Source organism: Blastococcus sp. CT_GayMR19, from assembly GCF_004570385.1.
Classification (GTDB): domain Bacteria; phylum Actinomycetota; class Actinomycetes; order Mycobacteriales; family Geodermatophilaceae; genus Blastococcus_B.
The window spans coordinates 1-18,707 of sequence record NZ_SPQL01000022.1; the positions used below are offsets into that span (position 1 = coordinate 1).

12 protein-coding genes are annotated in these 18,707 nt (G+C 70.8%); 5 read left to right on the forward strand and 7 right to left on the reverse strand.

The window, feature by feature from the left end; translation table 11 throughout:
- Positions 1-226 (reverse strand): hypothetical protein (locus E4P39_RS23055; protein ID WP_245159996.1); only part of this gene is annotated, 226 nt, incomplete at its 3' end.
- 337 nt (positions 227-563) lie between these two features.
- Between E4P39_RS23055 and E4P39_RS23060 the strand changes: the two genes are divergently transcribed.
- From E4P39_RS23060 to E4P39_RS20565, 3 genes are all read left to right on the forward strand, one after another.
- Positions 564-1,553: a phytase gene (locus E4P39_RS23060; RefSeq protein ID WP_245159997.1), complete on the forward strand. Its 990-nt coding sequence runs from the start codon at positions 564-566 to the stop codon at positions 1,551-1,553.
- 275 nt (positions 1,554-1,828) lie between these two features.
- The gene (locus E4P39_RS20560) at positions 1,829-7,270 is read left to right on the forward strand and encodes a PKD domain-containing protein (protein WP_135138456.1); all 5,442 of its coding nucleotides are present in this window, start codon (positions 1,829-1,831) and stop codon (positions 7,268-7,270) included.
- 113 nt (positions 7,271-7,383) lie between these two features.
- Positions 7,384-8,535: a phytase gene (locus tag E4P39_RS20565; protein ID WP_167762019.1), complete on the forward strand. Its 1,152-nt coding sequence runs from the start codon at positions 7,384-7,386 to the stop codon at positions 8,533-8,535.
- A 30-nt stretch (positions 8,536-8,565) separates the two neighbouring features.
- Here E4P39_RS20565 and E4P39_RS20570 read toward each other — a convergent pair whose 3' ends face one another.
- From E4P39_RS20570 to E4P39_RS20590, 5 genes are read right to left on the reverse strand one after another with little or no spacing between them, the layout of a single operon-like run.
- On the reverse strand, positions 8,566-9,495 hold the full coding sequence (locus E4P39_RS20570) for a heparin lyase I family protein (RefSeq protein WP_135138458.1): 930 nt from the start codon (positions 9,493-9,495) through the stop codon (positions 8,566-8,568).
- Positions 9,496-9,553: 58 nt separating this feature from the next.
- On the reverse strand, positions 9,554-10,582 hold the full coding sequence (locus E4P39_RS20575) for a sugar-transfer associated ATP-grasp domain-containing protein (protein ID WP_135138459.1): 1,029 nt from the start codon (positions 10,580-10,582) through the stop codon (positions 9,554-9,556).
- The gene (locus E4P39_RS20580; protein ID WP_135138460.1) at positions 10,576-11,640 is read right to left on the reverse strand and encodes a sugar-transfer associated ATP-grasp domain-containing protein; all 1,065 of its coding nucleotides are present in this window, start codon (positions 11,638-11,640) and stop codon (positions 10,576-10,578) included. The genes E4P39_RS20575 and E4P39_RS20580 overlap by 7 nt, the downstream gene beginning before the upstream one ends.
- Positions 11,634-12,698, reverse strand: coding sequence for a sugar-transfer associated ATP-grasp domain-containing protein (locus E4P39_RS20585; RefSeq protein WP_135138461.1), 1,065 nt, complete (start codon positions 12,696-12,698; stop codon positions 11,634-11,636). The genes E4P39_RS20580 and E4P39_RS20585 overlap by 7 nt, the downstream gene beginning before the upstream one ends.
- A 5-nt stretch (positions 12,699-12,703) precedes the next feature.
- Positions 12,704-14,503: an ABC transporter ATP-binding protein gene (locus tag E4P39_RS20590; protein WP_209306647.1), complete on the reverse strand. Its 1,800-nt coding sequence runs from the start codon at positions 14,501-14,503 to the stop codon at positions 12,704-12,706.
- A gap of 191 nt (positions 14,504-14,694) precedes the next feature.
- Between E4P39_RS20590 and E4P39_RS20595 the strand changes: the two genes are divergently transcribed.
- Complete coding sequence (locus E4P39_RS20595) at positions 14,695-15,591, forward strand: ATP-grasp fold amidoligase family protein (protein ID WP_135138463.1); 897 nt, start codon at positions 14,695-14,697, stop codon at positions 15,589-15,591.
- Positions 15,592-15,854: 263 nt separating this feature from the next.
- A complete protein-coding gene (locus tag E4P39_RS22485) occupies positions 15,855-17,153 on the forward strand; it encodes a hypothetical protein (protein ID WP_167762020.1) in 1,299 nt (432 codons plus the stop codon).
- Positions 17,154-17,190: 37 nt separating this feature from the next.
- Here the strand turns inward: E4P39_RS22485 and E4P39_RS20610 are convergent, their stop codons facing one another.
- Entirely contained in the window at positions 17,191-18,702 is a 1,512-nt protein-coding gene (locus E4P39_RS20610; protein WP_135138466.1) for a sugar transferase, read from the reverse strand.
- Positions 18,703-18,707 lie beyond the last annotated feature (5 nt).

The following is an 18,707-nucleotide window of genomic DNA, read 5'->3' on the forward strand; positions in this document are numbered from 1 at the left end:
ATCCGTGGGATTCGGCGGCGTCGGGGGCGACCGGGGCGGCGGCCACGTCGCTGACGGTGCCGGGGGTGACCACGACCACGGCCGGGGCGATGCTGATCGGCGGGGTGGGCTTCAACAGCACCACCGCGACGGCGTCCCCGCCGAGCGGCTGGACGGAGTTGGGGGAGCCGACCGGCGGGCAGAACCTCGAGGTGGCCGGGCAGGCCCGGCCGGCGGCGGGCGTCACCGGGAACGCGGTGTGGACGTTCAGCGGGTCCTACTCCTCGACCGGCTGGCTGCGCGCCCTGCGACCGGGAGGCGCGGCAGAGCCGCCGCCCCCGCCGCCACCGACAGCGCCGACTGCGAGTTTCACGGCGACGCCACTGAGCGGCGTGTCCCCGCTGACCGTGCAGTTCACCGACACGTCGACGGGTTCTCCGACGTCGTGGGCGTGGGACTTCGATGACGAGACGAGTTCCACGGAGCGCAACCCGTCGCACACCTTCACCACGGGGACCTACGTGGTCTCCCTGACGGCGAGCAATGCAAACGGAACGAGTGCGCCGGCGACCAGGACGATCACGGTGACCGCGCCGCCGACGACGACGCCCACGGGTCGGGTGTCAGCCACGGTGGAGACGGTTCCCGTCGCGAACAGTGGAGACGCCGCCGACGATGTCGCGATCTGGGTCAATCAGGCAGACCCCGCTCGCAGCACGGTGATCGGTACGAACAAGCGCGCTGCGCTGCTGGTCTACGACCTGGCGGGTCAGTTGCTCCAGACCCTGCCCGTCGGGGAGGTCAACAACGTCGACGTCCGTCCCGGCTTCGACCTCGCGGGCGTTCCGACTTCCCTGGTCACGGTGAGCAACCGCACCGATGACAGCATCGGCATCTTCGCGGTCGACCCCGTGACCAGGCTGTTGCGGGATGTGGCGGCGCGCAAGATCACGACGAACATGCCCATCCTCGGCGCCTGCATGTATCGGAACGCGGCGGCGGGAACGACCTACGTCCTCGTGACCAGTGAGCTCGGGGCTGTCCAGCAGTGGCAGCTCACAGGTACGGGCGCGGGCACGGTCGACGCCACCATGGTCCGGACGTTCGCCGTCGGGTCGATCGCCGAAGGGTGCGTCGCGGACGACGACACGGGGGCCTTGTACGTCGCGGAGGAAAGCGGCGGGATCTGGCGGTACGGGGCCGATCCTGCGGCCGGGAGCACCCGAACCCTGGTCGCCGGCGCATCGAATTCCGGCCCGCTGGTGCCCACGATCGAAGGTCTGACGTTGACCTACGGCCCCAACGGCACGGGCTACCTGTTCGCCTCCAGTCAGGGCGACAGCTCGTTCGCCGTCTACAGGCGGGAGGGGGCCAACGACTACGTGGGGTCCTTCGAGATCGTGGCCGGGGGCAGTATCGACGGCGCCGAGGGGACCGACGGTATCGACGTCACGACCGCCAACCTGGGCCCGGCATTCCCGTCAGGTGTCTTCGTCGCGCAGGACGGACAGAACAACGGCAACCAGAACTTCAAGCTGGTGCCCTACGAGCGGCTCGACGCACTCCTGAACTGACCTCTGCACAGCGCCGCAAATGGTGCGGCCGAGCTCGATTGCATCCGCCGGACAGGGCGCCGGCAGATCATCTGCGTCTTTTCACCGATGACACTGGGTGTTCGGTTGATGCCGTTCCGCTGATTCACCTGATCGATGCGGGTGAACGCGCCGTCCCAATCACCCGATACTGACCTACTTTCGTGACGCCGCCGTTCCATTGCGCGGCTGAGTCACGGGGTTGGTTCGCCTTTCCGGTGCTCACGGGGGTTTCGGGAAAGGTGCAGGTCGTCTTCATGCGCGCGCTTCGTCAACTGGTTCTCTGCGCCCTGGTCACATGCTCGGTCGCGCTGGGCACGCTCGCCGTGCCGGCCACCGCCTCGGCGGCAGAAGGCGACCTCGGGTATCAGGGCCCCTCCTTCGGGGCTCTGAACAATCCCCCCACCGCGGACAAGCCGCAGAGCAAGCTGTGGTTCCACGACGGTCGCTGGTGGGCCAACATGTGGGACACCACCACGGCGGACTGGCACATCTTCTGGCTGAACCGGACGAACAACACCTGGGTCGACACCGGCGTCCGGGTCGACGAGCGCGCCAGCACGTCCTCCGACGCCCTCTGGGACGGTCAGAAGCTCTACGTGGCCAGCCACGTGGTCAGGACGGGCAGCGCCGCCTCGGCCGCGGGCCAGGCCGCACGCTTGTACCGCTTCAGCTACTCGCCGACGTCGAAGACCTTCTCGCTCGACGCCGGCTTCCCCACGCTCATCAACGACTTCTCCAGTGAGTCCCTGACCATCGACAAGGACTCCACGGGCACCATCTGGGCGACCTGGACACAGGTCACGGGCACCGCCCCGGATGCCACGGGAACCGTCTACGTCAACTCCACGACGGGCACCAGCGGCGCGTGGAGCACCCCGCTCGTGGTGCCCACGACCGGGGGCGTGAACCCCACCACCGCCGTTGACGACATCTCGGCCCTCGTCGCCTTCCAGGGGCGCATCGGCGTGCTCTGGAGCAACCAGTCGGACGGAACGGTGTACTGGTCGGTGCACTCCGACACCGCTCCACGGACGACGTGGACCGGCGGCATCGCACGGCGGGGCGCCGGCGAGGCGGACGACCACATCAACCTCAAGTCTCTCCAGTCCGATCAGGCCGGCCGCGTCTACGCGGTGGTCAAGACCGGCCTCGACCTCCTCGGCTCCTCGACGCCGTCCGACGCGCAGATCCGGCTGCTCACCTTCCGGCCGGGCACGGCGAGCTGGTCGGCCACCACCTTCGGCACCCTCGGCGACTGCCACACCCGCCCGCAGCTCGTGCTCGACGAGACGAACCAGCGCGTGCACGTGATCGCGACCGGCCCCACGGCCAGCGGCGAGTGCACCGCCAGCGGCGCCGGCACGGTCTACATGAAGTCCACGCCGATGGAGAACCCGTCGTTCGCGCCCGGCGTCGGCACGCCGATCATCCGGGACATCCTCTCGGACAACATGAACAACGTCACCACGACCAAGCAGAGCGTCACGGCTTCCAGCGGTCTGGTCGTGCTGGCGAGCAACATCACCACCGATCGCTACTGGCACGCCGACATCTCGCTCGGTTCCGTGCCCGCGGTCCCGACCTCGTCGTTCACCTCCTCGGTGACCTCGGGCCAGGCTCCGTTGGAGGTGGCGTTCACCGACACCTCGACGGGCAGCCCGACGTCCTGGGCGTGGGACTTCGGTGACGGGGCCACGTCGACCGAGCGGAATCCTGCGCACACGTTCACGTCGGCCGGGGAGTTCACGGTCCGGCTCGTCGCGTCGAACGCGGCCGGAGCCGGCACCACGGCGACCGGCACGGTGACCGTGACGGCGCCGCCGGCCGGGAGCGGTTCGGTGACCGCGGCGTCGTCGGCGACCGCGGTGAGCGCCACGGCGGCGTCCGCCGTGACCGTCGGCAAGCCGGCCGGTGTCGCCACCGGCGACGTGCTGATCGCCCACATCAACGTCAACAACGCGGCCGACATCGGGACGGCCCCGGCCGGCTGGGCGCCGGTCGTGGACCCGTTGAGCGTCAACGCGCGGGCCACGCTGTTCGCGTACTACAAGGTGGTCAGCAACGCGGCGAACGAGCCCGCCTCCTACACGTGGCAGCTCTCCGTGGCCGAGACGTGGAACGCCGGCATCACGGCCTACCGCGGGGTGGACACGGCGACGCCGTTCGACACGGCCGCCGCGACGGCGTCCAACGACGTGACAGCGGCAGCCAGCTTGACCGTTCCCGGCGTCTCCACCAGCACGAACGGGGCGATGGTGATCGGCGCGGTCGGCCTCAACAACGCCGTCACCGCGGTGAACCCGCCGACGGGCTGGACGGAGAGCTGGGAGAGCACCGGCGCACAGGTCGCCGAGCTGGCGCACCGGGCGCGGCCCACGGCCGGCCCGACGGGCGACGCGACCTGGACCTTCGGCACGGCGGTCACGTCGGCCGGGTGGGTCCGGGGACTGCGCCCGGCAGCCGCCGTCGCGCCTCCGCGAACTCCGGAGTCGTCGTTCACGACGTCGGAGACGGCGGGGACCGCGCCGTTGACGGTCTCGTTCACCGACACCTCGACGCAGTCGCCGACGTCGTGGGCGTGGGCCTTCGGGGACGGTGGGACGTCGACGGTGCAGAACCCGTCGCACACGTTCGCGGCGGGCACGCACACCGTGACGTTGACCGCGTCGAACGCCGCAGGTGCGGGCACGCCCGCGACCCGGACGATCACCGTGAGCCCGGCGCCGGTGCCGGTGTCGTCGTTCACGGCGTCGCCGGAGTCGGGGACGGCGCCGTTGACGGTGGCCTTCACCGACACTTCGTCGGAGGCGCCGACGTCGTGGGCGTGGGCCTTCGGTGATGGTGGGACGTCGACGGTGCAGAACCCGTCGCACACGTTCGCGGCGGGCACGCACACGGTCACGTTGACCGCGTCGAACGCGGCGGGTGCGGGTTCGACCGCGACCCGGACGATCACCGTCACGGCGGCTCCGCCGACCGGCGGGACCGGCACGGTGACGGCGGGGGCGTCGTCGACGGCGGTGAGCACCGCGGCGGTGACCTCGGTGAGCATTCCGCGGCCGGCGGGTGTGGTGGCCGGGACGGTGCTGATCGCGCAGTTCACCGCGGATGACGGACCGTCGGTGACCACGGTGCCGGCCGGCTGGTCGGCGGTGGTGGCGCCGTTGAGCGTCGACGCCCGGGCCACGGTATTCACCTACTACAAGGTGACGGGGGCCGCGGAGCCGGCGTCCTACGCCTGGGGGCTGTCGACGGCGGTGAAGTGGAACGCGGGGATCACCGCGTTCGCCGGGGTGGATCCGGTCACACCGTTCGACACCGCGGCCTCCACCGCGTCGAACCTGGGCGCGAACTCGGCCAGCTTGACGGTGCCGGGGGTGACCACCACGAGGACCGGGGCGATGCTGGTCGGCGGGGTGGGGATGAACTCCTCGGCGGCGACGGTGACGCCGCCGGCGTCCTGGACGGAGACCTGGGAGGGCACGACCGCCCAGGTCTCGGAGTCCGCCCGGCAGGCGCGGCCGACGGCCGGGGCGACCGGGAACGCGACCTGGAACTTCAGCACCGGGGTGATCTCCGCGGGCTGGTTGCGGGCGCTGCGCCCGGCCGCCGGGAGCGAGGAGCCGCCGCCGGGTCCGTCGGTGCCGGTGTCGTCGTTCACGGCGTCGCCGGAGTCGGGGACGGCGCCGCTGACGGTGGCCTTCACCGACACCTCGTCGGAGGCGCCGACGTCGTGGGCGTGGGCCTTCGGTGATGGTGGGACGTCGACGGTGCAGAACCCGTCGCACACGTTCGCGGCGGGCACGCACACGGTGACGCTGACCGCGTCCAACGCGGCGGGTGCGGGGTCGACCGCGACCCGGACGATCACCGTCACGGCGGCTCCGCCGACCGGCGGGACCGGCACGGTGACGGCGGGGTCGTTCACCTCGGCGTCGGGGGCGACGGCGGGGACGGCGGTGACGGTGCCCAAGCCGGCCGGAGTGGTGACCGGTGATGTGCTGGTGGCGCAGATCAACGCCGACCTGAACCCGAACGTGGCGGCGGCGCCGGCGGGCTGGTCGACGGCGATCGCGCCGCGGTCCAGCGGGACCGGGAACCGGTTGTTCGCCTACTACAAGGTGATCACGAATGCGTCGGCGGAGCCGGCGTCCTACAGCTGGACGCTGTCGGCGGCGGTGAAGTGGAACGCGGGGATCGCCGACTTCCACGGCGTCGATTCCGCGAACCCGTGGGATTCCGCGGCGTCGGGGGCGACCGGGGCGGCGGCCACGTCGCTGACGGTGCCGGGGGTGACCACGACCACGGCCGGGGCGATGCTGGTCGGCGGGGTGGGCTTCAACAGCACCGCCGCGACCGCGACCCCGCCGAGTGGCTGGGTGGAGCTGGGGGAGCCGACCGGCGGGCAGAACACCGAGGTCGCCCGGCAGGCCCGGCCGACGGCAGGGGCCACCGGGAACGCGGTGTGGACGTTCAGCGGGTCCTACACCTCCACCGGCTGGTTGCGGGCGCTGCGCCCGGCCGCCGGGAGTGAGGAGCCGCCGCCGGGTCCGTCGGTGCCGGTGTCGTCGTTCACGGCGTCGTCGGAGTCGGGGACGGCGCCGTTGACGGTGGCCTTCACCGACACCTCGACCGGGTCTCCGACGTCGTGGGCGTGGGCCTTCGGTGATGGTGGGACGTCGACGGTGCAGAACCCGTCGCACACGTTCGCGGCGGGCACGCACACGGTCACGTTGACCGCGTCGAACGCGGCGGGTGCGGGGTCGACCGCGACCCGGACGATCACCGTCACGGCGGCTCCGCCGACCGGGTCGGCGCCGGCGTCGTCATTCTTGGCGTCGCCGGAGTCGGGGACGGCGCCGCTGGTGGTGTCCTTCACGGACACCTCGACGGGCAGTCCGACGTCGTGGGCGTGGGCCTTCGGTGACGGTGGGACGTCGACGGTGCAGAACCCGTCGCACACGTTCGCGGCCGGCACGCACACGGTGACGCTCACGGCGTCGAACGCCTCCGGTGCGGGCACGACCGCGTCGCGGACGATCACGGTGACCCCGCCGGCCCCCGGCGGTGGTGGTGGCATCGTGGTGGGCGCCTCGAGCCAGGCCTTGAGCACCACGACGGTGAGCACCGTGACCATCCCCACGCCCGCGGGCGTGGTGGCGGGCGACGTGCTGATCGCGCAGATCACCGCGGACGACGCGCCGTCGATCACCACGGTCCCGGCCGGCTGGTCGACCGTGGTGGATCCGCTGGCGATGGGGACCAGCGCCCGGCTCTTCGTCTACTACAAGGTGGCGGGGGCCTCGGAACCGGCCTCGTACGCATGGGGGCTGTCCACGCCGGAGAAGTGGAACGCCGCGATGACCGGCTTCCACGGCGTGGACGGTGCGAACCCGTTCGACACCGCAGCCAGTACCAGGGTGAACACCAGCACGGCCACCACCCTGACCGTGCCGGGGGTCACGACGGCGACGGCGGGCGCCCTGCTCGTCGGCGGCGTGGGGGCGAACAACGCCTCCCTCGCGGTGACGGAGCCGACCGGCTGGACGGAACTGGTGGACGGGCGCGGCGCTCAGGTGACCGAGTCGGCCTACCAGACCCGTCCGGCGGCCGGTGCCACGGGTGATGCCACCTGGCAGCTCAGTGCGGCGTACACCTCGGCCGGCTGGCTGCGCGCCATCCGTCCGGCGAGCTGAGGAGGCACCGGGCGGCCGTCCACGAGCCGGAAGAGCTGTGGACGGCCGCCCCGGGCCGCGGATGCCGCTGAGGAACCCCCCACACCGGAACCGGATGGACCAGAATGCCCGCCATGGGAGTTCGCCAGGCAGGTGGCCGGTCGGGGCGGTGGGTCGGTCGGCCGTCGGTTCCGCGCGCCGTACTGACTCTCTCTGCCGCGGTGGCGCTGGCCGGCTGTTCGGCCGCCGCCGATCCGGCGGACGGGACCGCCCCGGCGGCGCCCGAGGCGAGCCTCTCGTCCGCGTCCGAGGTCCTGTCCCCGAACGTCGCCGCGCTGGTGGAGACGGATCCGGTCCCGCACACCGGCGATGCGGCCGACGACCCGGCCGTGTGGGCCAATCCGGCCGATCCGTCCATGAGCGCGATCGTCGGGACCGACAAGCAGGGCGGGATGCTTGTCTACGACCTGACCGGCCGGCAGCTGCAGTACCTGCCGGTGGGAGAGATGAACAACGTCGACCTCCGGCCGGCTGCGAACGGCTTCACCCTCGGTGGCAGCCCGGTCGTGCTCGTCGTCTCCGGGAACCGCAGTGACAACACCATCCGGGCGTTCGTCCTGGACCCGGACACCCGTCAACTGCGGGACGTGGCGGGCGACGCCATCCGCCCGGACCTGGAGGTCTACGGGTCCTGCCTGTACCGGAGCGCCACGACCCGCACGGTGTACGCCTTCGTGAACAGCAAGGAGGGCGAGGTCGAGCAGTGGAGGCTGTCCGACGACGGTGCGGGCGGGGTCGTGGGCGAACAGGTCCGTTCGTTCCGGGTCGAGTCGCAGGTCGAGGGATGTGTCGCTGACGACGAGCTGGGCGCCTTCTACCTCGGCGAGGAGACCACGGGGATCTGGAAGTTCGGGGCGGAGCCGGATGCCGGCGACGCCGGAGAACTCATCGCCCCGGTGACGGAGTCCGGGCCACTCGTCGGCCAGGTCGAAGGGCTCACGCTCGCGTACGGGGACGGGGGAGCGGGATACCTGATCGCCTCGAGCCAGGGCGACAGCTCGTTCGCCGTCTTCCGGCGGGAGGGCGACAACGGCTACGTCGGCTCCTTCCGGATCGTCCCCGGCGGAGGGATCGACGGCACGGACCATACGGACGGGATCGATGTCGTGACGGCCGGCCTGGGGCCGTCGTTCCCCTCGGGGGTGCTCGTGGCGCAGGACGGCGAGAACGACGGCGAAGGGCAGAACTTCAAGCTCGTCCCGCTCGAGGACGTCCTTCCCCGCTGAGTCTCGACCCGGTGGTGAACGACGTGACCCTCAGCGTCTCCGCTCCGGGCCGGCACTGATCACGACGTCGTCCATCCACAGGACGTGCGTGGAGTCGGTCGGAGCCCGGTAGATCCCGGCCTTCCAGTAGATGCGTGAACTGGCCATCGTCTGCTGCTCACGCCACGGGGCCACCAGCTCCCCGTCGACGTAGGCCGCGGTGCCGCCGTCGTCGCCGTCCTCCGACCAGCGGACGTGCAGGGTGACGTCGAACCATTCCCCCCGCATGTCCATGAACTCCTCGGCCGGCACGAGCACGCGGTCTTCCTTGCCGTCCTCCTCGTTGGCCTCGCCTGCGTCGCCACCCGAGGCGAGGACCAGGGCGCCCTTCCGAGTCACCTGCAAGGACAACGGAGGCGACCCGTCGCCTGCGTGGAACTGCGTGATGATCGTCCAGCGGCCCGGCTCGAAGTCCTCGGCGAGGCGAAGGCGCTCGTGCACGAACCACTCGTCACCCTCCTCGGCCTGCCACGACGCCGAGTCCTGCGAGACTTCCGAGCGCTCACCCTTGCCCAGGCCACCACCGGGCGCGTCGCCGGGCCGCACCTCGAACCGGGCCGCCCCGTCGTCCGTGCGGAGGGCATAGGAGTCGTTGTCGTACTTGTTGGCGCGCTTCGCGAAGAAGCTGTTCTGCACGCGGTGGTACTCGCTCCAGTCGTCGTCGTCGAACGAGTCGGAGAAGAGCACCTTCGAACCGGTGGGCTCCCGCCCGTCCGGCTGCGTGTCCGGCGTGTCCGGCGTGTCCGGCCCAGATGTGATCACAGCAATGGCCGCGATGGCGGCGACCGCGATCGCGATACCGACGGCTACCACCCGGCGCGTCAGGGACGGCCGCCCACCCTCTGCCGGCTGTGCCGGTGCAGCGGGGTCGGGATCGACCGCCCGGGTCGTGCCGTCCGGATTGGTGGCTGCTCTCTGCATCTTTCCGCCTCTACGCCCGCGGGTTGTCTCCGCTTCCGGTTCTGTCGTCGATTCGCCGTCAGGTCGAGGGCAGGAGCCCCTTGCTCGTGTAGTACTCGATCAGCCGAGGGTCCTCCAGGAACGGACCATGGAACTGGAAGACGCTCACGTTCGGCAAGTTCCCATTGCCCTCGATGACCTTCACGCCGCGATCCGTGACGGCGAGGTCCCAGCCGACATGGCTCAGTTCCGGAAAGGCGTCCATCAACTCCAGGGCCAGGCCCCGTACCGCGTCCCAGTCCGGGACGAGTGCGCCGGAGATCTGGGCGCCGGTGTCCGGATGCCGATCGAACTCCACCCGGCGGCGGGCCCGCGCCCGGCCGACGGCCGTGTCCAGTCGGCCCGTAGCGAGGTCCACCCGGCTGCACAGGCCCCCCGAGCTGATGTTGTCGACGGGACCCGTTCCGGCGACGCCCCAGCGGTGGACCGCCGCGGCGAGCACCGGCCCGTGTTTCGGCAGACGGACGCCGAGGACCCGCACCGTGTTCAGGGAGCCGGGGTAGATGCGCGCCAGCTCCGGGTGCTGGACGACGCGCTCCTGCACCAGCAGGTCCGTGCCGGCCGAGGCCACCATGTTCTCCACGTCGACCGGGGATGCCAGGCGCACACCGTCCCCACCCCGGCCTCTCGTGGGCTTCAGCACCACCGTGGTCTGGCGGCGGAGGCGCTCGGCGGCGTCCGGTGAACGAACCTGCAGTCCCTCGGCGGTCACCGTCCCGTAGACCTCGGGAGCGCAGGAACCCAGGCCCCGGGCTGCGAGCAGGTCTGCGAAGAGGCTCTTCTGCTCGACGAGGGCGCGAGCCGATGGTGCGTTCAGCTCACCGCTCCGGAACTGGATGCGCACATCGTTGATGAAGACGGCGGAGCGGTCCGTGATCCCCGGGTAGGTGTAGATCCGGTTGGACAGGAAGCCGCGGCGCCACATCGAGGGGTGCAGCGCCCCGGGGTAGTACTGGCGCTCCAGGCGGACGAGACCGGCGGCCGTTCGGACGTTCCGCCTCAGTTGCTTGGCGACGGCGATGGGACGCAGATTGCTGTGGATCAGCATCGCGGTCCGGTCGAGACTCCGCCGACGCGTGGTCGGGCTGACGGCAGCAGACCCTTGTTCGTGTAGTAGTCACGCAGCGCGGGGTCGTCCAGGAACGAGCCGTGCACCTGCATGGCGGGTACGGCCGGTCTGGTTCCGTTCCCTTCGATCACCCGTGGCCCTTGGTCGCTCACGGCCAGGTCCCACCCGACGTGCTCGAGCTCCGGGAAGGATTCCATCAAGTTCAGGGTCAGATCCCGGACAGCCGACCAGTGCGGAACGAGAACACCCGTGATCTGCGCGTCGGTGTCGGGGTGGCGGTCGAACTCCACCCGGCGGCCGTCCTGGGTCAACCGGATCGCCGGGCCCAGCCGGCCGGTCGCGAGATCCACGACGCTTTCGAGGCCGCCGGCGCTGACATTGTCGACAGCACCGCTCCGGGTCGTGCCCCATTTGTGCGTAGCCACGGCAAGCACCGGGCCGGTGGGCGGGCGAACGGCGAGCACGCGGAGGGTGTTCAGGGCCAGGGGGTTGATCCGGAGGAGTGCCGGGTGCTGGGTCACCCGCTCCTGCACCAGCAGTGCCGTGCCGAAACGGGGGACCATGGCCTCGACCTCGGCCGGAGAGACGATGCGCACGCCTGTTCCGCCCCGGCCGGTAGTCGGCTTCAGGACCACCGCCGTCTGTTTCATGAGGCGCTCGTGCGCGGCGGCGGAACGAACCAGGAGTCCCTCGGCCGAGACGATCCCGTACACCTCCGGGGCGTACGTCCCGAGTCCGCGGGCCGTGAGCGCGTCCGCGAACACGTTCTTGTCATCGAGCAGGACCCGAGCCCATGGCGGGTTCAGCGACGAGAAGTGCATCAGGAACCGCAGGTCGCTGACGAGGGGGACGGACGGGTTCTCGATGTCAGGGAACGAGTAGAGGCGGCTGGACACGAAGCCGCGGCGCCACATCGAGGGGTGGGGTCTCCCAGGCCAGCTCTCGCGCTCCATGCGTATCAGACGGGTCGCCGTCCGGACGTTCCGCCTCACTTGCTTGGCGACGGCGACGGGACGCAGATTGGCGGGGATCAGCATCGCGGTCCGGTCGGGACTCCGCCGAGGGGTTGCCGGGACGGGGGCAGCAGCCCCTTGCTCTCGTAGTAGTCGCGTAGCCCCGGATCGTGCAGGAACGAGCCGAACACCTGCATGAAGACAAGGGCCGGCTTGCCTGCATTCCCCTCGATCACGAGTGGTCCCCGCTCGGTCACAGCCACGTCCCACCCGATGTGGTCCAGCTCCGGGAAGGAGGACATCAGCCGCTCGGTCAGCTCCCGGACAGCCGACCACTGCGGCACGAGAACACCGGTGATCTGCGCGTCGGTGTCCGGGTGACGGTCGAACTCCACCCGGCGGCCGTCCCGAGTCAGCGTGAGCGCCGGCCCCAGCCGGCCGGTCGCGAGATCGACGCCGCTGGCGAGGCCGCCGGAGTCGATGTTGTCGACCACACCGCTCTCGGCGGTGCCCCAGCGGTGCATCCCCACGGCGAGCACCGGGCCGGCGGGCAGGCGAACAGCGAGCAGGCGGAGGGTGTTCAGCGACCGGGGGTTTATCTGGCTGATAGCCGGGTGCTGGGTCACCCGCTCCTGCACCAGCAGTGCCGTTTCGAATCCGGCCGTCATCGCCTCGACCTCTGACGGTGCGGCGAGGCGTACACCCTTGCCGCGCGTGCCCCGAATCGGTTTGAGCATCACGCCGTCCTGGTTCCGAAGGCGCTCGAGGGCGTCGGAGGAACGAGCGTGGAAGCCCTTGGCGGTGACGATCCCGTACACCTCAGGGGCGTACGGGCCGAGGCCGCGGGCCGTGAGCGCGTCCGCAAACACGTTCTTGTCCTGGAGCAGGGGCCGCGTCCAGTCCGGGTTCAGCTTCGACACGTGGAACTGGAAACGCAAGTCGCTGACGTAGGGGACGGACGGATCCTCGATGTCGGGGAAGGAGTTGATCCGGCTGGACAGAAAACCCCGCCGCCACATCGAGGGGTGCCGGCACTCGGGCCAGCTTGCCCGTTCGTCACGCACCAGAAGGGCCAGCGTCCGGGCGTTCCGCCTGACGCGCTTGGCGATGGCGATCGGACGCAGGTTTCCGGGAACCGGCATCGCGGCTATCTCGCAGCCTGACGGAGCGTGATGTCGCTGACCTCGCGGAAGAAGTCGTTGCCCTCGAGCAGGGCCCCGGGCTCGTCGATGGCCTGCAGGCGGCCGTCGACGATGACCATCACGCGGTCACAGATGGACAGGGTGGACAGCCGGTGGGCCACCAGGAAGAGCAGCACGTCCTCCTTGACCTCGGCGAGCGACTCCTGCACGGCCTGCTCGGACCGCACGTCCAGCGCGCTCGTGGGTTCGTCGAGAATGAGGACGTCGGGGTTCCCGGCGAGGGCCCGGGCCAGACACAGCCGCTGGCGCTGGCCGCCGGACACTGCGGAGGCGCGGGGCCCGACCACGGTCCGGTAGCCCTCCGGCCAGGACAGGATCTCGTCGTGGATGTGCGCCCGGCGGGCGGCCTGCTCCACCTCGGCGTCGCTGATCTCCGGGCGGTAGAAGCGGATGTTCTCCGCGACGGTGCCCCAGATGAGCTGCGGCGACTGGGGCACATAGGAGATGCGCCGCTGCCAGTCCGCGCGCACGAACGCCGTCGCATCCTGGCCGTTGACCTCCAGCGCCCCGCGCGTGGGCTCGCGCAACCGGAGCATGAGCTGGACGAGGGAAGACTTGCCGGCTCCCGACGGTCCGACGATGCCGATGGCCTCGCCCCTGCGCGCCTCGAACGACACGCCCCGCAGCACCGTTCTGTCGGCCTCGTAGGCGAAGTGCACGTCCGACATCCCCAGACGCTCGACGCGGCCCAGTGGCTGGGCTCCGTCGACCTGGGGATGAGCGGCGTACTCCTCCAGCGCCTCGCTGAGCCTTGTCATGTAGGGGATGAGCTCGTTCAGGCCGGTCGTGGCCGTCTGGATCTGCTGGCCGTAGGTCAGGGAGCGGATGAGGATCAGCACGACCGCCGCCAGCGATGCGATGGCCGTGGCGCCCGAGAAGTACACGACCGCCAGCGCGAGGATGAGGAGCAGGAACGCCATGCTCTGGTACAGGCCCGGTACGGCCCGGGTGAGGAACCGGGTCTGCTGGAGGGGACGGCGCACGTGCTGGATGAGCTGGTCCACCTGGCTCCGGTAGGCCTCCGAAGCTCCGAAGACCTGGATCTCCTCCGCCATCTGGACGATCTCGTGCACTCCCTTGGAGAACTCCTCGTTCTCTGCGACGAGTTCCCGGACGTGCTTCCTCAGGCGGCGCGACAGGGGCGCAAGGAGCAGGAAGAGCCCCACGGACGCGGAGATGAGCACCAGTGCCGTCGTCACGCTGAGGAAGAAGGCGGACGCGAGCAGGGTGAGGAACATCAGGACGGCGGTGATCCCCGCAGACAGACGGGTGATCGCCAGTGACGCGTGGCTCACATGCGTGGCCATCAGCGACTGGAAGTAGCCGTCCCGCTCCGCGGCCTGGACCGACCACGACGTGCGGGTGAACCGCTCGAAGAGAACCCGACGCAGATGGGCCATGACCTGGGCGCTCATCACGGCGGGCAGGTGGGCGAGCCAGACCTGCAGCGCCGCGCGCACCAGCGCGAGCGCGCTGCCGACCAGGAACAGGGTCCGGAGGGAGGCGGTGGCCTCGACCGGGCCCGGGACGGCGTCGACGACCGACACACCCTGGGAGAGGGCGCTGGCGAGCGTGGCCACGAGTGCCAGCAGCGCGGCCTCCAGGAGCCCGGCGAGCACGGAGCCGCCGGCGAGGAGCAGGAGCCGCCGGGGCGATGCGCCGAGGAATGGCCAGAACTGCTTCCACCTGATGCCGGTTTCCCGGAGGGCGCGCAGGCGAGACGCCGGGACCGGCCCAGGGGACAACGACTCTCTCCTCGCAGACGTCGGGAGCGGCGTGCGCCGGCACCCGAGATGGCCACCGTACCTGGGCCTGAGCGGGATACTCATGGGAATGTCACCCGTTAGAAGAGCCCGCCCGCGGCTATCTCTTGCTGTGGCGCGCCCGTGATGATGTGGTGGCGCCCGTGGTTGTCCCCTCCCGGTACCGGCCGTTGATGCGCGCCATTCCGGTGCCGGCGCGCCAGTTCCTGCGGTTCCGCCGGGCGCACGGCCGGATGCCGCCGATGCGTCGACCCCTGACGTTCAACGAGAAGATCCACTGGCGGCTGCGGTACGACCGTCGGCCCCTGCTGGCCGACACCTGCGACAAGCTGGCCATGAAGGAGCACGCCCGGCTGATCGCCCCCGGTCTCGTACGGATCCCGGAGACCCTGTGGTCCGGTGTGGACGTCGCGGAACTCGCCTCCGTGGACCTGCCCGCGCACTGGGTGCTGAAGCCCAACGACGCGAGCGGACTCGTGCTGTTCGGCAACGGTGCGGCCGAACCCGAGGACCTGGCCGCCCGGACGCAGAGCTGGCTGCACCGGAAGGACCGGCGTCAGCACGAGGAGTGGGCCTACCGGCACGCGCGCCCGGGGCTCCTCGTGGAGGAGTTCATCGGGACCCCGGGGGAGGTCCCGGCCGATCTCAAGGTCCTCGTCTTCGACGGCATCCCACGCATCGTCGGCGTGCACACGAGCCGCGACACCGTCCACCGCAATCGGCTGTACACGCCCGACTGGGAGCCTCTGCCGTGGACGGGGGGCTACGCCCGCGGGCCGGACGCGCCACGCCCTGAGCGTCTCGAGGACATGCTCAAGGCGGCATCGGCTCTGGCCGCCGGTTTCGACATGCTGCGCGTGGACTTCTACGAGCACGAAGGAGTGCTCTGGTTCGGTGAGCTGACGCCGTACCCCGGGGGCGGCATGACCCGGATCGAACCGGAACTCGACGCCCTCCAGGGTCACTGGTGGAAGCTGCCCCCGGTGGGACCTCGCTGGCCGCGCCTGCCGGTGGCCCTCCGCGCGGCGCTCGCTCGCCCCCGGACCGACGAGGCCGATCCCGCCGTCTGACGCCCACCGCGGGCTGAAGCAGCACGACGTTCGGGTACGGGAACCGCGGTCCTGGCGCGGCGGGCAACAGGTCGTCCGCTGCGGCCGGGCTTCTGCAGGCCGTCCACCGGCCAGGGCGCCGGCTTCCTCGGGGCCGGCCGACGGGAGGTCGGTGGGCGAGGCCATGAGTTATCGGCGCGCCGGAGCGCCGTCCTGACCGAACTCGGAGAGTAATTACTCGCACATACTATGGCGTTACGTAATCGTGATGCTACTTTCGGTGCGTGCCTCGTCATCGCCCTGAGACCGCCCCGACCGCCGCCCGGTCCCGCGCTCATCTCTCTCTGTTCAGCCGGTCCGTCAGCCGGCTCCTGGCCGCCCTGCTCGTCCTCGTGGGGCTGTATTCAGCCCTGCAGGAGCCGGGTGTGGCGGGCTTCCAGCCGTCCAGCTCGGCGGGGGCCGTCGGCCCCTCCGAGGTGCCCACGGACGACGAGGACGAAGAGGACGCCGACGACGGCGACGAGGGCCGGGCGCAGAGTGTGGGCGCAGCGGCACGCGCCGGCGCCCGGTCCGACGGCATCGCCGCGGCGGAGCAGGCAGCCGCGGAGGCCACCGAGGCCACCGAGGCTGCGGCGGTCGCGGCGGAGGCCAGCGCCTCAACGGCTGAGGCGGCCCCCGCCACCGGCCCGTCGCCGACGCCCCCGAGTGCGGCACTGCCGGCCACCAGGAGGTCGGGTGCCTCCGGTGCCCTCAGCTGGGCGCCGCCCGCGGGCCACGCCAGTTTCCCCGTCAAGAAGGTCAGCGGAGCGGGCGGCCTCAACACCGTGGACGCCGGCGGCGGCGACGTGACCATCCAGCTGTCCTCCACGGGAGCGGTCGGGCCGATCGTCATCAAGAACTGCCGGAACGCCGTCCTCATCGGTGGCCAGATCGACGTCGCGGCGACAGCCCAGCTCGGCGGCTCGGACCAGCGGGCCATCTACATCAACAGCTGCACCGGCGTCGTCCACATCGAGGGCGTGCTGATCAACGGGGCCGTGAACGGCTCCGAGGCCGACGGGATCGCCGTCAACGCGCCGAAGGCGGTCGTCCAGATCCAGAACGTCCGGGTCGAGGGCATGCAGGGCGGGAAGAGCGGTAACCACGCCGACGTCTTCCAGCCCTGGGGCGGGGTGCGCGAGTACCGCATCGACCGGCTGACCGGCTCGACGAACTACCAGGGGCTGCACGTGGGGGTCGACCTCGGTCCCATCGGACGCGGAACGGTCTTCAACGCGAACATCGCCAGCTCCGAGTCCGGGACCGTGGACAAGGGGGGCCAGTTCATCTGGCTGGACTGCAACGCCTACCCGCTGACGCTGGACAACGTCTACATCGCCGGCCGGTCGGGTCGTTCGTTCGGCACGAGCGTCTGGCCGCAGCCGGACACCTCTGGTTGCCCGGCGACGATCAGCGCCGGGGTGGCCTCCTGGCCCGGTTACACCTCGCTGACCGGCAGCGTCCGCGACGGGCGCCCCCCGTCCGGCGACTTCGTCCCGGCCGGTTCCGTGGGGCTCGGCTACGCGTCGCCCGGCTACCTCTGAGCCTGGCCCCGTCCTCCTCGGCCGGCGGGGGTCCGGCTCAGTACGCGCCGGACCCCCGCATGACCGCGCCCAGAGTCCTCCACAGGATCAGCAGGTCGAAGGTGAGCGACCAGTTCTCCACGTACCTGATGTCGATCCGGACCGACTCGTCCCAGGACAGGTCCGAGCGCCCACTGATCTGCCACAGGCCGGTGAGACCGGGCTTCACCAGGAAGCGGCGGTGCATGTCCACGCCGTAGCGGTCCACCTCCGACGGCAGAGGCGGCCGCGGGCCGACCAGCGACATCGTCCCCGCCAGGACGTTGAGCAGTTGGGGCAGCTCGTCGAGTGAGCTGCGGCGAAGGACAGCGCCGACGCGGGTGATGCGCGGATCGGCCTTCTTCTTGAACAGGACACCGTTGCCGTCGTTCTCCCCGGCGAGCATGTCCAGCATCTGATCGGCACCGGCGACCATGGTGCGGAACTTGAACATCCGGAAGGTCCGGCCCCGGTGGCCGACCCGCTCCTGCCGGAAGAGGACGGAGCCCGGCGTCGTGACCTTCACCAGCACCGCGATGCCCAGGAGCAGCGGCGCGAGCAGGAGGATGCCGAACGCTGCGGCACTGCGGTCGAACAGGCCCTTGATGACCCTCCGCACGCCGCGCAGTTCCGGTCGCTCCACGTGCAACACGGAGAGACCGCAGACGGGCCGGATCTGGACCCGAGGTCCGACGATCTCGGTCACCGCAGGCACCAGGAGCAGCGCGGCCGAGGTCTTCTCAAGCTCCCACGCCAGCCGGCGCAGCGCCGTCCCGTCGAGCTGCGGTGAGGGCAGGACGGCGACGGTGTCCACGTCGTGGCGACGCACCGCGCCGAGCACCCCGTCGAGGTCCCCGAGCACCGGGAGTCCGCCCAGCGACGAGGCGGCGGCGCCCCCGGAGGTTGGCAGGCAGCAGCCGATCACGTCGTAGCCTTGCTGCGGCTGGCGTTGGATCTGCCGGTTGAGCGCTTCCACACCGCTGCGATGGCCGACCAGCAACGTCCGGCGCAGGCACTTGCCCTGCTGGCGCTGGCGGGTCAGGCGCTGTCGCCAGGCGTACCGCTGCGCCAGGGTCAGGAGGGTGGCCAGTGGCAGCGCGACGACGACGAATCCCCGGGCCACCTCCAACTGGACGGCCCAGGACACCGTCCCCACCGTGGCGAGCAGGAACCCGGAGGCGAGGAAGACGCGGCGGAACTCCTCAGGGCCGTCCCAGAGAAAGCGTTCCTCGTAGGTCCGTGCGACGACCATGGCGAATGCCCAGACCACCGGAAGGGCGATCGCCATGGACAACGAGGCAGGAGTCGCCGCGGACCTCTCCGGACCGAAGCGGACGGCGGCGCCGGCCATGGCGGCGAGCACCGCACAGCTGACGTCCGAGACGAAGATCCGGCGGATGTAGGTGCGCCGCCATTGGCGACGCCGGAGCGAACCGACCTCGCGCAGAGCGTGGTCTACGAGCAGCGGACCTTCCGGTCGTCTGCGCGCGGGAAATTCGAGTGCGACATCGGAGTACTTGACTTGGGTCATCTGAC

Excerpts from the sequence above, each read along its gene's own strand:
- E4P39_RS20560 (WP_135138456.1), top strand. The coding sequence starts at position 1,829 with ATGCGCGCGCTTCGTCAACTGGTTCTCTGCGCCCTGGTCACATGCTCG.
- E4P39_RS20565 (WP_167762019.1), top strand. The coding sequence starts at position 7,384 with ATGGGAGTTCGCCAGGCAGGTGGCCGGTCGGGGCGGTGGGTCGGTCGG.
- E4P39_RS20570 (WP_135138458.1), bottom strand. The coding sequence starts at position 9,495 with ATGCAGAGAGCAGCCACCAATCCGGACGGCACGACCCGGGCGGTCGAT.
- E4P39_RS20575 (WP_135138459.1), bottom strand. The coding sequence starts at position 10,582 with ATGCTGATCCACAGCAATCTGCGTCCCATCGCCGTCGCCAAGCAACTG.
- E4P39_RS20580 (WP_135138460.1), bottom strand. The coding sequence starts at position 11,640 with ATGCTGATCCCCGCCAATCTGCGTCCCGTCGCCGTCGCCAAGCAAGTG.
- E4P39_RS20585 (WP_135138461.1), bottom strand. The coding sequence starts at position 12,698 with ATGCCGGTTCCCGGAAACCTGCGTCCGATCGCCATCGCCAAGCGCGTC.
- E4P39_RS20595 (WP_135138463.1), top strand. The coding sequence starts at position 14,695 with ATGCGCGCCATTCCGGTGCCGGCGCGCCAGTTCCTGCGGTTCCGCCGG.
- E4P39_RS20610 (WP_135138466.1), bottom strand. The coding sequence starts at position 18,702 with ATGACCCAAGTCAAGTACTCCGATGTCGCACTCGAATTTCCCGCGCGC.